At 38.6% G+C, this 15,914-nt stretch carries 12 protein-coding genes; 1 reads left to right on the top strand and 11 read right to left on the bottom strand.

The annotated features are described in order from the left end of the window. Window positions 1-374: 374 nt before the first annotated feature. Window positions 375-2,123: a c-type cytochrome gene (locus Q4534_RS16540; protein WP_303614257.1), complete on the bottom strand. Its 1,749-nt coding sequence runs from the start codon at window positions 2,121-2,123 to the stop codon at window positions 375-377. Window positions 2,124-2,354: 231 nt separating this feature from the next. Between Q4534_RS16540 and Q4534_RS16535 the strand changes: the two genes are divergently transcribed. Next, window positions 2,355-2,894 (top strand): hypothetical protein, encoded by a 540-nt coding sequence (locus tag Q4534_RS16535; protein WP_303614256.1) that lies wholly within the window; start codon window positions 2,355-2,357, stop codon window positions 2,892-2,894. 177 nt (window positions 2,895-3,071) lie between these two features. Here Q4534_RS16535 and argJ read toward each other — a convergent pair whose 3' ends face one another. The 10 genes from argJ to Q4534_RS16485 form a co-directional block, all read right to left on the bottom strand. Continuing rightward, window positions 3,072-4,283, bottom strand: a complete 1,212-nt coding sequence (gene argJ / locus Q4534_RS16530; protein WP_303614255.1) for a bifunctional glutamate N-acetyltransferase/amino-acid acetyltransferase ArgJ — start codon at window positions 4,281-4,283, stop codon at window positions 3,072-3,074. Window positions 4,284-4,296: 13 nt separating this feature from the next. Then, a complete protein-coding gene (gene argC, locus Q4534_RS16525; protein ID WP_303614254.1) occupies window positions 4,297-5,340 on the bottom strand; it encodes an N-acetyl-gamma-glutamyl-phosphate reductase in 1,044 nt (347 codons plus the stop codon). Beyond that, window positions 5,327-6,532, bottom strand: coding sequence for an acetylornithine transaminase (locus Q4534_RS16520; RefSeq protein WP_303614253.1), 1,206 nt, complete (start codon window positions 6,530-6,532; stop codon window positions 5,327-5,329). The genes argC and Q4534_RS16520 overlap by 14 nt, the downstream gene beginning before the upstream one ends. A 2-nt stretch (window positions 6,533-6,534) precedes the next feature. After that, a complete protein-coding gene (gene argB, locus Q4534_RS16515; protein ID WP_303614252.1) occupies window positions 6,535-7,359 on the bottom strand; it encodes an acetylglutamate kinase in 825 nt (274 codons plus the stop codon). A gap of 301 nt (window positions 7,360-7,660) precedes the next feature. After that, window positions 7,661-8,428, bottom strand: a complete 768-nt coding sequence (locus Q4534_RS16510; RefSeq protein WP_303614251.1) for a PhzF family phenazine biosynthesis protein — start codon at window positions 8,426-8,428, stop codon at window positions 7,661-7,663. Between the two features lie 16 nt (window positions 8,429-8,444). Further along, window positions 8,445-9,896, bottom strand: coding sequence for a TrkH family potassium uptake protein (locus tag Q4534_RS16505; protein WP_303614250.1), 1,452 nt, complete (start codon window positions 9,894-9,896; stop codon window positions 8,445-8,447). A gap of 2 nt (window positions 9,897-9,898) precedes the next feature. Continuing rightward, window positions 9,899-11,245: a Trk system potassium transporter TrkA gene (trkA, locus tag Q4534_RS16500; RefSeq protein ID WP_303614249.1), complete on the bottom strand. Its 1,347-nt coding sequence runs from the start codon at window positions 11,243-11,245 to the stop codon at window positions 9,899-9,901. Window positions 11,246-11,359: 114 nt separating this feature from the next. Next, window positions 11,360-13,360 carry an alpha-amylase family glycosyl hydrolase gene (locus tag Q4534_RS16495; RefSeq protein ID WP_303614248.1) on the bottom strand — a complete coding sequence of 667 codons (2,001 nt, stop codon included), beginning with the start codon at window positions 13,358-13,360 and terminating at the stop codon, window positions 11,360-11,362. Between the two features lie 44 nt (window positions 13,361-13,404). Further along, complete coding sequence (locus tag Q4534_RS16490; RefSeq protein ID WP_303614247.1) at window positions 13,405-14,823, bottom strand: Ca2+-dependent phosphoinositide-specific phospholipase C; 1,419 nt, start codon at window positions 14,821-14,823, stop codon at window positions 13,405-13,407. A 44-nt stretch (window positions 14,824-14,867) separates the two neighbouring features. Beyond that, complete coding sequence (locus Q4534_RS16485; RefSeq protein ID WP_303614246.1) at window positions 14,868-15,848, bottom strand: endonuclease/exonuclease/phosphatase family protein; 981 nt, start codon at window positions 15,846-15,848, stop codon at window positions 14,868-14,870. Between the last annotated feature and the right edge of the window lie 66 nt (window positions 15,849-15,914).

The following is a 15,914-nucleotide window of genomic DNA, read 5'->3' as shown; positions in this document are numbered from 1 at the left end:
ATAAAACCCTTATAAAAGCGTTTTTTCAACATTTATTTTTTTCTAGCATTTATTTTCAACCTATAATTAACAAATCATCGTAATTTCACAACGACTGCTGGTTTAAGAATAATAAATTTCGATAGGATATTTGGGTTTCATTGTAAAACCAAATGTTTAACATCAAGTCAGTAATCTTAATTTTTATGCAGACCTACTGAGAGATAAATAAAAAAACATATAAAGGATACCAAGATTAGTTCAATACATGAATAATTAGAGATTCAAATTGAATCTCTATGTAAAAAAAGCATTAATCACTTTTTCATTTAAAAAAATAGACTTTGAAATTCCTATTCAGTAGGGAACATTGGTGGAATTATAAAAAATTTTTACTAATCATCCTTAAAGGTTATTTTCCAAATATTACCTCCTAATTTCCTTCCTCCATATTCAATTACATATAAATTTTCACCCACCAAAACAGCGTCTACAGGTTGAGAAAAACCGGTTGCTATTCTGTACGTATACAATTTATAATTCTCCTCTCGTTCAGAAAACTGTAAATCTAGCAACAACAGATCCTCCCCTTGAGAAGTAAATGGTTGCATAAGTGCTGACTTTTCACCATTGGTAAACCTTAGGGTCAATGACTTGCCCTGATATCTACCCGGAAGCACATGCGCATTATCAGATACTAGACCCAGTGGAGAAGAGTGCGGCGTAAATGTTGTCATCCCCACACCTAAATCTGATGCATCCTGAATTTCACCGGTGAATTTATTTCTGAATTTATCAGCATCCGGACCATAATTCACTATACTCTTTCCAAATTTAATGCCTTCAGGTTTTTTTGGAAACTGAGGATCATTGTAAAAGTCATCCGGCCAGGCTGCGGCTCCTTCATTTAAGAATGGATCTTTGGATGGATCAGGAAACCAATCAGAATACTGCTGTGGTGTTTCCAGTCCTCCCATAACCCAAGGGTAGCCATAGTGAAAACCTTCTCGAACCCAAAACATGTCCTCATTTTGATCATAATCACCGGAGTTAACGACAGCAAGGAGTCTTCCTTCAGGATCTAATGTTAGGTCATAGGCATTTCTAAGTCCTTCTGCATACAAGTAACCTTTTTCTTTCAGGAATTTCAGATCATCCGGAAGTAAAAGGTTCTCCGCTTCAATGGGAATACGGAAAATCTTAGAAGTAAGGGCCACATCACGTGAATCCGGGTAAGCACCTAAATTATCTTGAACTTCTCCATGATCAGTTCGACTGCCACTTACCACAAATATACTTTTCCCATCATCACTTACCTGTAAAGCAGACCAACCATGGTCGAAAGGAGTATTCGTAGTACCATATTCTGCAGTTGTGAACATCACCGTCACTTGGGCAAAGCCTGATTTATCCCAGTTTACCCGAACCATTCTTCCCAAAGTTCCTTTGTCCTCGTTGACCCTAACATTGCCGGATAAAAACAGTTTTCCATTGTGCATGGTGGCTCCTTGAAGCCTACTGATTCCATGATCTGACAATTCAAGCATTTTTTCCAATTGATGTGGATCATCCATAGGCAACCTATAAACATCTCCTCCAATAGTGGCATACCAGAGGTATTCATCTGGCCCTTCCCATATTCTCACCACCCTGGGGACTACCTTAGTAAAATGTTCGATTTCCAAATCCGGCACAAGGGGTTCCGGGTTAATTGTATTCGCTTCAATAGGCTCCATTTCATTAAGTTGCTGAATAAAGTTTACCAAAGCCCATCGCTCTTCTTCTATCAACAAGTCCCTAAATGAAGGCATGACTCCTTTTCCTTCTGCTATTTTATAGAAAATCTCTCCAGCCGATTGAGCTTGTACTATTTCTGAAGTCAAATCTGCAGGCTGAGCGCCCATTGCTTGCCCGGCCGCTCCGTCTCCCCTTCCTCCTGCTCCATGGCATGTAGAGCAATAAATTTGAAATAAATCCCCCCCTTTTTCTATGCTATTTTCATCTACTTCAGGCTGTTGAGGCAATGCTATTGAATCAGGTACCACCCAAGAAGTTTCTGATTTTACTTTATTTCCTCTAGGATTCTGACAGGAAATCGTGGACAACAAAAAGCATAATAATACCAATAGAAAACGGCCATTCATAATTTTGGGTTTATAATTAAATTATCCCCATAATTTAAAAAAATGTTGATAAGATTATATCATTTCCTATTTATTTTTGTTAAAAAAGCAAAATTAATATTAATCCTTACACTTTTCTTCCCCTCCTTAGCAAGGAGTGCCTAATTATTTCATTTTGAAACTAAGGAATGAACAATAAAAATTTACTAACTTAGATTACTCCGTTATTAATTACACTTGTTATTGCAAATCATGAAAAAACTAGTAGTAACCATAATTTTATTGACCGGAATCAACCTTGCTTCCATGGCTCAAATAGGTGCCAACCAAATTAATATTGGCTTTGATGCAGGAGGTGTGCTCAATGAATATTATCAATCCCAATTCCCTGCTGGTTTTGGGCCTTCCGTTAAAGGTTTATTAGGCATGTCAATGAACGCGCAATTTTCAGTTTCAGGCCATTATTTGTATTTCCCCTTAAATTCAAATAATATTCTTCCAAAAGGCGAGAGCATAAGCTTACACCAAATTCCGGTATTTATTGGATACAGAGTGTATAGGGAATCTTTCTTTTTTGAACCCCAAATTGGTGCAGCATTGTTGATCAACAGTAGCAAAAACCAACTGGGCAAAACCTCCTCAAAAGACCTTGAATTTGCTTTTTCCGCAGAAATAGGCTACGTATTTAATCAGTTAGAATTGAGCCTTAGGTATCAGCAATCTGGGGGCTCTCCTTTCCAATTGGCTTTCTTGGGAGCCAGAGTAGCTTATGTCTTAGGAGGAATAAACTAGTTGCTTATTTTTTATTAAGTACTGTCCATCTAGATTAAAAAAAAAATGCCTCTAAACATCAATTAGAGGCATTTTTTTTATTAAATCTTTGCTATTGTATTATATTTTCGACCATTAATTTTACAAGTAAAATATTTTGAAAGATAACAGCAAACCTTTCCTTAGCACATTTTTTGATTAAGTCGTATATACTGAATTGAACATCACATAATCAGTGGTAAGGTCTGATCCCCAGCCTGTAGCTTCTTGCTTTCCGGTATTTAGTTCTAAATGAACGATTATATGAGATTCTCTAAGTAGTTTTTTCATATAATTTTTATCGAATTTTGTCGGAGCACCTTTTAGAAGCACCTGAACCTGGCTGTCTGCATCTCCAAGGTACAAATTGGCTTTTTTGTAATTAAAGCTGATTCCTGCATTTCCACAGGCTGCAATAATCCTACCCCAGTTGGGATCACGACCAAACATGGCTGTCTTCACCAAGGTTGAGTCGGAAATGGCCCTAATCAGCTTCATGGCTACATTTTCGGAGATAGCTTTTGTCACTTTATACTCAATAAATTTTGATGCACCTTCGCCGTCAGAAACAATTAGCTTGGCCAAGTGGGTCAAAAGTTCTTTGAGTTTCTCTTTAAATTTAAGGTATAGCGGATCCTCTTCGCTGGTAATTTTTTCATTTCCGGCCATTCCATTGGCCAAAATAGCCACCATATCATTGGTAGAAGTATCTCCATCTACAGTGATCATATTAAACGACCTGTCTACACAATATTTAAGTGTTTTTTGCAGCAACTTCTCATCAATGGCTATATCTGTAGCCAAGAATGAAAGCATGGTTGCCATGTTCGGGTGGATCATACCTGAACCTTTGGCCACACCTCCAATAGCGATGGTTTTTCCTTCCCATTCAAAATCTACAAAACCTTCTTTAGCAAAAGTATCTGTCGTTAGGATTGCATTGGCTAAAAAGGAACCTGCTTTGGCATCATTGGATAATTTTGGTACCGTGGTTTTGATGCCTTCCACCACATCTTCTGTAGGGAAAGGCTCTCCAATTAAACCGGTAGAAGCTACAATCACATCTTCCGGGGAAATTTTCAGGGCAGCAGCAACTGTATCTGCCATGGCTTCTGCCCCTTTTCTCCCCTGCTCCCCTGTACAAGCATTGGCATTTCCTGCGTTGCAAACGATCACTTGAGCCCTATTATTGGAAAGATTTCGTTGGGTAACCTTGATAGGTTCCGCCTGAACTTTATTTTGAGTAAGTGTAGCAGCTGCTGCTGCCGGTACTTCCGAAAATATGATGGCCAAGTCCCTTCTCATGGATTTCACTCCGGAATGAGCCCCCCAACATTTAATTCCTTTTACACTTGTTATATTCTTAATCATTAGATTTTTTTATTTATGGTTGCATTGGCACCTGTAGAAGACCAATGGATTCGTTCAATCCCAACATAATGTTCATATTATGAACAGCTTGACCAGCAGCACCTTTGACCAAGTTATCTATTGCAGTTATCACGATCGCTTTTCCGGTTCTTTGGTCCCAAAATGGATATACATCTGCATAGTTACTTCCCCTTACTTCCTTTATCGAAGGCGCTTGATTTCTCAACCTTACAAAGGGTTTATTCCTATAAAAATCCCTGTAAAGATCGGTCAACTTTTCTTGGTCCATCTCTGTATCAATGCATATATAAGAAGTAGCCAAAATACCTCTATCTACCGGTAATAGATGGGGTGTAAACTGTAAAATAACTGATTTTTTCAGTAAAAACGAAAGCTGTTCCTGAATTTCTACGGTGTGCCTATGTGTCCCTATTCCATAGGCTTTAAAATTGTCATTTACATTGGAAAAATGGGTGGTATTACTGGCTTTTACCCCAGCGCCCGTGATTCCTGATTTGGCATCAATTATCGCTCCCGCGGTATTTCCAATGCCGGCTTCAAATAAGGGTGCAAGGCTTAAAACGGAAGCGGTGGGATAACAGCCAGGGTTGGCTATTAAGCTAGCCTCACTTATGTCTTCAAAATGCAATTCAGGCATTCCATAAACAGCTTTGTCAAATCCTTTGTGAAATGTATGGTCTTTTTTATACCAATCTTCATACACTTCCGGGCTTGACAATCTAAAATCTCCGGACAAATCGATAATTTTCACCCCTTCATCTATCCAACGTTTTACAAATTCCATGGATACGCCATGCGGAAGGGCGAGAAATACTACATCTACCTCAGCCACATTTACATCATCCGCTCCAATCAATTCAAAATCAATTATCCCCGTAAATTGACCATGCATATCTGAAAAGCGTTTCCCTTTATGGCTTTCGGAAGTTATACTTACGATATCCACTTCAGGGTGATGAATTAAAATCCTGGCCAATTCAGAGCCCGTATATCCGGATGCCCCTACTATGCTAACTTTATATTTACTTTTTCTCATTTTGTTCAATTGATCCAATTAATCTATCCAATTTTTCCAAAACTGTATTTACATCTTCATCCGGAATATTTAGAGGAGGAACAAGTCGAATCACTGATTCAGCAGTTCCGTTCACTATAATTCCATCATCCAAAAGTGCTTTTACTATAGGGGCTGCCGGGCGATCTAAAACGATACCAATCATCAGTCCCATGCCCCTCACTTCTTTGATCATAGGGTGCTTGGCTTTCCAAGATTCTATCGTATTCATTATCCAATTCCCTTTTTCAAAGGACCTTTCAACCAAACCTTCTTCGAGTACGGCTTTTAATGTGGCCAATGCAGCTGCCGAGGCCAAAGGATTTCCTCCAAAGGTGGTTCCATGGTCTCCAAAATCTATTGCATTTCCCACTTTTTCATTACAAAGAAATGCACCAATAGGCACTCCGCCACCTAGGCCTTTGGCCAGGGTCATGATATCCGGCTGAATACCAAAATGCTCTTTTGCGAAAAGTTTACCTGTTCGCCCTACACCACACTGGATTTCATCAAAAATCAACAATACATTCTGTTCATCACATAACTCACGCACCTGCTGCAAATATTCTTTCTCTGCAGGAATTATTCCTCCCTCTCCTTGAATAGGTTCTAAAATTACTGCAGCAGTTTTTTCGTTTATGGCTGCTTTCAATGCATTTACATCATTGAATGCAACTTGAGAAAAACCTGCCGGTATTGGAGCAAAACCCTGCTGGTATTTCTCCTGACCTGTAGCTATGGTAGCAAGTGTACGTCCATGAAAAGAATTTTTCATGGAAATTATTTCTCCCCCTTTATTGTGCTTGCTGGCATATTTTCTAGCAATTTTAATTGCTCCTTCAACCGATTCCGCTCCACTATTGGTAAGGAATACGTGTTTTAATCCGGTCAAATCAACCAGTAATTTACTGACAGCGACTTGAGGAGGGCTCACAAAAAAATTGGAGATATGCATCAATTCAGCTGCCTGATCTTGGACAGCCTCAACTACTTTAGGGTGACAGTGCCCTAAGTTATTCACAGCAATTCCGGCCAGCATATCAATGTATTCTTTTCCGTCAGCATCCCAAAGCCTACTTCCTTTCCCTTTAATGAATGCCAAGGGGAAGCGTTTAAAAGTGGGTAAATAATTTTTCTTGTCTTCTTCGTACAAATACTCGTTCGAAATATGCATGCTTAAAGTTTAATTGTTGTTCCTTTTGAAATTTGTTTGATAAGATAATCTGAAATTTGTTCAGGACGGGTACCATTTAAAATTACTGCTTTTTTAACGCCTGATTTAACGGCGTTGACGCAGGATTCAATCTTTGGAATCATACCACCGGATATGGCTTTGCCATAAAATTCAGGAATTGTAGTGGTATCTATTTCCCTAATAATTGAGTCCGGATTAGGATATTCCTTGTACAGTCCATCCACATCTGTCAATACTATATAAGCATCTGCTTGGATAGCAGCTGCAATTTTACCCGCAAAAACATCTCCATTTATATTGTAATCATTTCCTTCTTCGTCCGAGGCTATGCAAGTGATTACAGGGGTAAAGGCATTGTCCAACAAGGATTCGATTAACAATGGATTAACCCTAACTATATCTCCTACCTGACCTAGATCCACTTTTAGCTCTTCTCCACTCTCATCTTTTCGAATATGCCACCTTTTCTGAGCAATGGCTAACTTCCCATCTTTTCCTGAAAGACCTACAGCTTTTAGTCCTTGCTTGTTTAATAAATTGACAAGGGAACTGTTTACTTCACCTTTTAAGGTCTTTTCTATGCAAAACATGGCCGCTAAACTTGTGTGTCTGTGCCCATCAAAAAATTCCGATTTTATTCCCGCAGCTGCCAAGGATTTATTAATAAATGGCCCTCCTCCGTGAACGAGTACTACCTGAATGCCATGACTTTGCAGTACTTTAATTTTATTAGCAATGTCATGTTTCAACTCTTCACTGACCATTGCATTCCCACCGTATTTAATGAGAATTTTGCGATATTCCATTGTATATATTTATTTCGTCAATATTAGAAATTCCAAAACTTAGCAAAATAAAAAAGCAATAATTATACCAAGGGAAGAAATTTATACTGAAAAAATCATAATGAATGAATTCGTTTAAATATTGATATGGAATATTGAAATAATGAAACCCCACTTACAAGTCTTGACAGACTGTCATGGAATAAAGGAGCCGATGGTTTAACAACCATGCTTAGATCTGTTTTAAAAAACCTTATATTAACAAAAGCATCTTTTAATTCTATCATTAATCCAATCCACCATATGTCGCCTACTATGCGTGCTAGGACAACCTTTCAAACTGTCCCGACAAGGTCACTTCTTTACCATTGATTTTGGTATAAAACCGCCCTCCTCTTTCGCTTAATTGATCCGCCACCAGCTCATTCTTTTTTAGTCTTTCAGCCCAAAAGGGCACAAGCATAGCATGGGAAGATCCGGTGGCGTAATCTTCCAGCTGATTGACATGGGGAACTAGGGTTCTGCTTACGAAATCAACCTTATCTCCTGGAGCAGTAACAGCATAACCAAATATTTCAGATTCTCTTAACCTGTCAAAGTCCGGGTTCATTTGTTTGACAGCATTAGCTGAATCCGTAAGGATCAGGTGTTTATTGGCTGTTTCATAAATACCTAAAACCGGTATATCCAATCCTTCCCTAATCGACTCCGGACACTCAGGAAGCTCCCTGATAATGGGAATGGCTTCAAGACTCATATGGAAAATATCTTCTTCAACCGTGACAATGATTTCCCCTCCATCGTAACAGAGCATGATATCCTTTTTGTTTAAATGATCTGAAAGAAATATTCCTGCAGCAGCAGCCCCATGACCACACAGATTAATTTCAGCATCCGGCGCAAACCACCTCACATTGCATCTACCTTCTTCATCAATATTCACAAATGAAGTAGCTGGAAGCCCAATAACGGTTGCTTTCTGCTGCATTTCTTCAGTATTCAACATTTTATCACAAAGAAAAACTGCGGCCGGATTTCCTTTGAAACCCAATTCTTTTGAAGTGAAAACGGATATAACTGCTGGTTCCATGGTTGCGTTCGTTTAGTTAGTTGGCTCTCCAAAAATATGGAGTGAATAATACCAATATAGTAAAGAGTTCCAATCTTCCCAACAACATCAAAAAGCTAAGAAACAATTTTGCAAATGGAGAAAAGAATGCAAAATTGTCTATAGGACCTACCCGCCCAATGCCCGGCCCCACATTTCCCATTGAAGTGGCTACCGCTCCAAAAGAAGTAATCAAATCGTAACCAGCGATGGACATCACGATAGAACCTAAAACAAAGATCATCAGGTACAATAAGAGAAAATTCATTATATGCGTAATGACTTTACCTGTTACTCTTTCTCCATTTATTTTTAAAGGCACTACTGCCCTGGGGTGCACGATACGCTTGAACTCAAGGGTAGAGTTTTTTACAAAAGTAAGGTGCCTGATAAATTTTATCCCACCACTAGTGGAACCGGCACAAGCTCCCATAAACAGCATCATAAAAAATATGATGGTCAAACCATTGGTATACCCTGTATAATCGGCCGTAACATAGCCCGTGGTGGTTATCAAAGAAACCACTTGAAAAAGCACATCCCGCAAAGATTTTTCAAAGCTATCATCGGCCAAAAAATATACTGCACTGAAAATCCCTATGACCAAAATGCAGACACTTATAAAATATGCCCTAAACTCATCACTGGCCCATACCCTTCTAAAATGCCCTTTGAAGGCAAAGTAGATTAACGTAAAATTGGTACCCGCTAAAAACATAAAAAACACAGCCGTATATTGAATGGCAGGACTATCAAAAAAGGCCATGCTATTGTTTTTCGTGGAGAACCCACCAGTGGACATTGTGGTGAGAGAATGATTCATGGCATCAAAAAAAGACATCCCTTCCAAATAATAAATTACCACCAGAAGAAGGGTAAGGCCAAAGTAAATTAACCATAACCTTTTGGCTGTCTCCCTGATCCTTGGATGTACTTTGTCGGAAGTAGGTCCCGGTGATTCGGCCACAAATAGCTCAATCCCCCCAATTCCTAATAAGGGGAAAATAGCGACCGTCAACACTATAATCCCTAAGCCTCCGATCCATTGGGTCATGCTTCTCCAAAGGAGTATACCTTCAGGCAAACGTTCTATGTCGGTAAGTATGGAGGCACCGGTAGTAGTAAATCCTGAGACAGTTTCAAATATGGCATCTGAATAATTGGGTATGCTTCCGCTTAGAAGATAGGGCATCATTCCAAAAACAGACATAATGATCCAGCTTAATGCGACAATCATATAGCCTTCCCTTTTCCGAATGTTTTGATCTTGTTTGGCAAATGAAAAGAAGAAAGTCCCGCCAATGGTCAGGCAGATTAAAGCTGATCCAATTAGAGTTATTTGATCCCCACTTTGGTAATAATAAGAGAAAGCAACACTTGGAAACATCAGCACCCCCAAGAGCATCATCAACCCTCCCATGACTTTTAAAATGGCCTTATAATGAATCATGGTTAGTTAAATAATTTTTCCAGTACAGGTTTGGCTTCCGGTAGTGCCAAAACAATGGCTTTGTCGTGAAGCTGCAATTGAAATTGACCATCAGGAATAAAAACTTCTTCTCCTCTAATCACACCCGCCACCACAGCCGTATTGGGAAAATGCAGCGCCTTCAAGTTTTTCTTGGTTAGTTTATTGTTTTTTGTTACAGCATACTGCACAAACTCTGCCTCTACTCCCTGGATCCCTGAAACAGCTTCTACTTGCCCCTTTTTCAGGTACCTACTTACGTGATTTGCCGCCACCAACTTTTTATTTATTAGAGAATCTACACCTATACTGTGTGAAATATGGATGTATTCTCTGGTATCTACATGGGCTATGGTTTTATATACACCGTGATTTTTAGCGCTTAGACTGGTAATAATATTTGTCTCTGAACTGTCTGTCAAAGCCAAAAATCCGTCCATGGTTTCCAGACCTTCTTCAATCAAGAGATTGATGTTTTTGTAATCTCCATGGATAATCAGGGCAGTATCCAGCCTTTCTGCCAACCATTTACATCGCTCTTTCTCATTATGAATCAGAGTTACTCCATAATCATCCTCCAATTCTCTGGCTGTAGAGTAGGCCAAGTCATCTCCTCCAATGATCATTACATCATGAATATCCTTTTCCTTATGGTGGACAAGGTCTTTAACTGTATTTACAGATTTGTTGTTAGAAATAAAAAAAACATGGTCATTGTTCCTTATAAAAATGTCTCCTCTGGGGATAATGGTTCTTTGGTCACGAACAATGGCAATAATCCTAATTTCCTTAAAAATCGGGTCGGTGCGTGTATCAGATAGTTTTCTATTGATCAATGGAGAATATCGGTCCAAGGTAATGCCTACCACACTCAACCTACCATCTTCAAATTCAATCACATCAGAAAAACTTGAACGTTTCATCAACCGCGATATCTCCTTGCTACATAGCATAGAAGGAGAAATAATCGAGTCTATCCCAAGATTTTCGAAATACACTTTATTCTCCGGGTATAAATAATCATGATTTCTTACCCTAGCAATTACTTTTTTGGCCCCCAATTGTTTGGCTAAGACGGCCGTACAAATATTGGTTTTCTCTGAGGTAGTAACAGCCAACATCAACTCAGCATTGTGAATGTTTGCCTTTTTCAAAACATCAATTGAAGCAGAATCTCCTTCTATGGTCAATACATCCAGTCTGGAGCCAATATTGTCCAGAACATCTTTGTCCAAATCAATTAATATAATATTCTTACTTTCGTAATAAAGCTGTTCTGCCAGGTGAAACCCCATATCTCCTGCACCAGCGATCACGATATTTACTGCCATAGCGTCGTATTAAATATTCAAAGGTAATATTAATCAAAAAAGGTGCAAGACCAATAATTATTAACTGATTTCCTCATAATATAACTGCTTGCCAAATATTAATTGGATTAAAGCTTAATCGAATTTTTCAAAAACCAATGCAGTTCTGTTCGTCATATAGATACTTAACTGTTGTTTTTGGTCTGTAAAATAAGCCAGTCTATTGTCTATTCGGCCAAAACCTCCATACTGCTTGTCATCCGAATTCAGCACAAGCCTATATTGCCCCATTTCGGGTGCTTTAAATTTGTAATCAGCAATGGAAACCAATGGATTGAAAGAAAATGCAAACAGTAAGTCACCTCTCCGAAAAACAATTACCTTATTTGCCGGATCAGCGTGCACCTGATCGGCAAAAGGTGCACACAGCACCCTGTGCTCCTTAATGAGGGCTAGCATGGATTTGTCCCAGTGAAGCAAAAATTGATATTTAAGGTCCTTGTCTTCTGCCAAGCTCCACTGTCTTCGCGCATACTTATAGCTCCAATTGTTCCCTTCTCTTGGAAAATCTACCCATTCAGGATGGCCAAATTCATTGCCCATAAAATTTAGGTACCCCTCTCCTCCAAGGCCTATTGTGAAAAGCCTTAGCAATTTATGTAAAGCTATTCCCCTATCAATAACAATATTCTCATCCTCCACTTGCATATGAAAATACATTTCCTTATCCATCAGCCAGAAAGCGATGGATTTATCCCCTACCAGAGCTTGATCATGGGATTCTGCATAGGCAATTGTTTTTTCTTTATACCTACGATCGCTTAGCTCTTTCCAAAACTCAAGGATATCCCATTCTTCGTCTTTCTTCTCTTTGAGCATTTTAATGTAAAAATCAGGTACCCCCATGGCTAGCCTATAATCAAATCCTACGCCACCTTCAGCAGGCAACCTACATAGTCCAGGCATACCACTTACATCTTCTGCAATGGAAATGGCTGAAGGTTTCACCTCCTTTATAAGGCTATTTGCCAATTGCAAATAAGTAATAGCATCCCAATCTACATCCTTCAAAAAATACTTCTCAAAATGGTCAAATGTGGTCAACCCATGATGAAAATAAAGCATAGAAGTAACCCCATCGAACCGAAAACCATCAAAATGGAATTCCTCCAACCAATATTTTAAGTTAGAAAGTAAAAATCGTTTGACTTCCCATTTTCCATAATCAAACAATTTAGAGTCCCATACCTCATGGTATCCTCTTGGACCGGAATGAAAATACTGGTGGTCCGATCCATCGAAAGCATTCAAGCCTTCAGATACATTTTGTACGGCATGAGAATGCACTACATCCATGATCACCGCCAGCCCTAATTGATGGGCCTTATTGACGAGGTACTTTAAATCTTCAGGGGTTCCAAATCTACTAGAAGGACAGAAAAAACTAGAAACATGATAGCCAAAAGAACCGTAATAGGGATGTTCCATTACTGCCATTAATTGTATGGCATTGTATCCCAAGGCTTTGATTTTTGGTAATATTTTATCCGCAAAATCCACATAAGTACCAACGGCTTCTTCTTCAAGCCCCATACCTACATGACACTCATAAATCAACAAGCCTTCTTTGCTGTAAACAGGAATAAAATCCGTATCCGTCCAATCGAAAGGCTTATCCGGTGACCATATTTGGCCCGAAAAATCTTTACTTGTTTCATCTTGAACCACCCTTCTGATATAAGAAGGAATACGGTCTAAGCCTCCCTTATCTGAAATGACATGTACTTTTACCAAACTTTCATGAACAAGTTTGTCTTTGTATGTATCATAAGGCAATTCAATTTCCCAGACACCCCATTCATCCATTTTAAGGGGATGGCTATTTCTATTCCAATTGTTAAAATCACCAATTAAAAATAAAGCTTTGGCTTCCGGAGCCCATTCCCTATAAATCCATGCTTGCTTAGACTTGTCAAAATTGATCCCAAAGTACTCATGACCCGAAGCAAATTCCTTTAAGCCTTTATTTGGAGTTTTAATTTCATCATATGCTCTTTGAAACCTCACCCATCTTTGGTAAATTTCTTCTTTGTAATCCTCTAACCAGGGATCTTCTTGAACAATTTTCAGTTTCATATAGCTCTGCAAAAGTGATTAAATAATATATTAAAAAAATGCAATTATTTATTTATAGGGTAGCCATTCATTTTCCAATGATCATAACCTCCTTCTAAATTGAATACTTGACTAAATCCTTTTTCTATCAATAAGTCAGCGGCCTTCTTACTCCGCCCCCCTACTTTACAATACACCAGCACTTTCTGATTTTTATCTAGTGAAGCAATCTTGTCAACAAAATCTTCTTGAAGAATATCCATATTCACTGCTCCTGGAATCAAACCTTGGGCCACTTCTTCTTTGGTGCGTACATCCAATATTACTGCACCCAACTCCTTTTCTGCCAATAAAAAAGACTGAGGGGCAATATTGATAGCCTGTGTGCTTTCTTCGGATAGATTTTGATGTGAGGTTTTATTTTTTGAAACCAGCGGATTAATCCTTGCGTAAGCTGCTTCATCAAACTGAACTTTGTATTCTCCCTCCCACCTGGCATCTGCTTGATAATAATCAGTGCTTATCAATTGTGCACCACTTGAAAATGCCATTTCACTTCTCTTTGTATCATTTAATCTGGCTTCTTTCGTTCCTGCATCTGCCCTTGTTCTTACTATGTATCCTTTATTGACATATTCCGATATTTGATCATGATGATTGATTGGATCGTTGATGATATGTATGGCAGACATAGGATGTTCTTCCGGAACGTTTACAAAAATGAGGCCTTCCCCCTTGGCAAGATACTTTCCAATCTTTTCTTCTCCCTCATCCAGAATAAAAATAAACTTCCCTCTGGCTTCATCCAATTCAGGCCAACCGGATTCCAACACCGCGGTTTTTAGATCTTTAAAGTCTCCTTGAATACTTCGAGGGGTGATTAATTTTTCTGTACCCAGATAATCCACAATTTCTTTGTCCAATAATTTAAAGGCTTCTTGGTCAAATGGTATTGCCTCGGTAAACCCCAAATCAGGATAGTTTTCATCTTTTGCATTGATACTTATAAAGATTGGTAAATGATGGGGGTGAAAGGAAGACCAAGCCTTAAGGTCTTTCAGGTACTCCCTAAATAAAGCATGATGACTCAGAAAATCTATATCTTGAACGTGAAACACCTTAAAACCCGGTTTATCAAAACCATTGTCCCATTGCAATGAATCAACCATTTCTTTCCCCAATGGATTGCTAAACTTCCCTCCTTCAGGATCATGATAAATATCTAGTTCAAATAATCTTAGTCCGGCCTCAAGCTGTTTCCAAAGATTGGGATGACTATAGTCCAGACTTTCTGCCATTTCCGGATTTTCTCCTTTTATCTTGTTTAACAATGGCCCAGGAATTGCTTTTTTATAACTATTATGGGTACCAATTAATTGAATTTCATTGATTGTCAATGCTTTCTGTACATGAACTTTTTCTTCTTTATTGTCGCAACTGACAAAGAATATTAATAGACAAATCGCAAGACACCTTAAAATCATAAGCATTTATTTTTCTAACTTTAAATATATCGAATCTAACTCAATTATTTAACTCGAGTAGAGAACTCTGCCCAAAGCGGAAGATGGTCTGAAATTCTCCAAGACAATTGAAAAGGAGTCAATCCTTTATTTTTCTTAATGTGGGGTCCAAAATCAAAAACACCGCCATTTAGGTATCGAATAGAAAGTTGAGGGATTTTAAATTGATTTTCAAACCAGGCAATCTGGGAGTAAAATTTTGTTTGATTGTCTATTAATGTTCTGCGCACATCCCATAAATCTTCCGGCACAGATAAACCAGTTGAAACAAATGCTTCGTAACGAGGGTCTCCCATTCTATCTATATTAAAATCTCCTAAAAGTATTAGGCTTTGATCAAATGAGCGCATATTAGAAGCCCAGTCCCGTAACCATTCAGCGATTGCAGTCAGCTCCCCTTCCCTGTCCGAGGCTTTTTTACCGTACAAAACATGAGCACTAACAAGAATAAAAGTTTTATCTTCTACTTTAAAGCCTACCGCGTAAGGCGTCCGGGCAAATTGTCGATTGAAAGCCCCTTCTTTTATTTTCTCATCTTTTTGCTCAGGCACTACAAGCTCACATGCCAAACCGGATAATTTAACTTTTCGGGTATCAAATAAAAATCCAATCCTTTCATCATTACCCACGTCTCCACCTGAAACATCTGTTAATATAAAACTCCAGTGATTTCCTAACAGCTTAAGCATATGCCGAAAAGCCTTCAAATCTCCTTTTAGTTCCTGTACAGCTATGATATCAAATCTTGAAATAATTTGCGCGATCGCCATTATGGAATGAAGATCTCTTTTAGGTGAGTCAGAATCTTCGGCTTCCCACTTTTCAGTCAACCCACCAAAAGCACGAATATTCCAAGTGGCTATTAAAATATTATGATCCAATTTCTTAAAAGGAAGTCCCTTGTCCAACACTGTATTGAGCGCCTCCATTTCTTCCAAAATATATTCAGGAGCTAAGCTCAAAATTTTTGAAGATTTCTGGTTCATGATAAAATTGATTATGGAAAACAATTTTAAATAAAAATAAGGTTTTTTATGCTTTATTAAAACCAT

The sequence above is a fragment of the Cyclobacterium sp. 1_MG-2023 genome, from assembly GCF_030546805.1.
Lineage (GTDB): Bacteria > Bacteroidota > Bacteroidia > Cytophagales > Cyclobacteriaceae > Cyclobacterium.
Note: the sequence above shows the minus strand (reverse complement) of the source record. Positions and strands in the feature narration are given on the sequence as shown.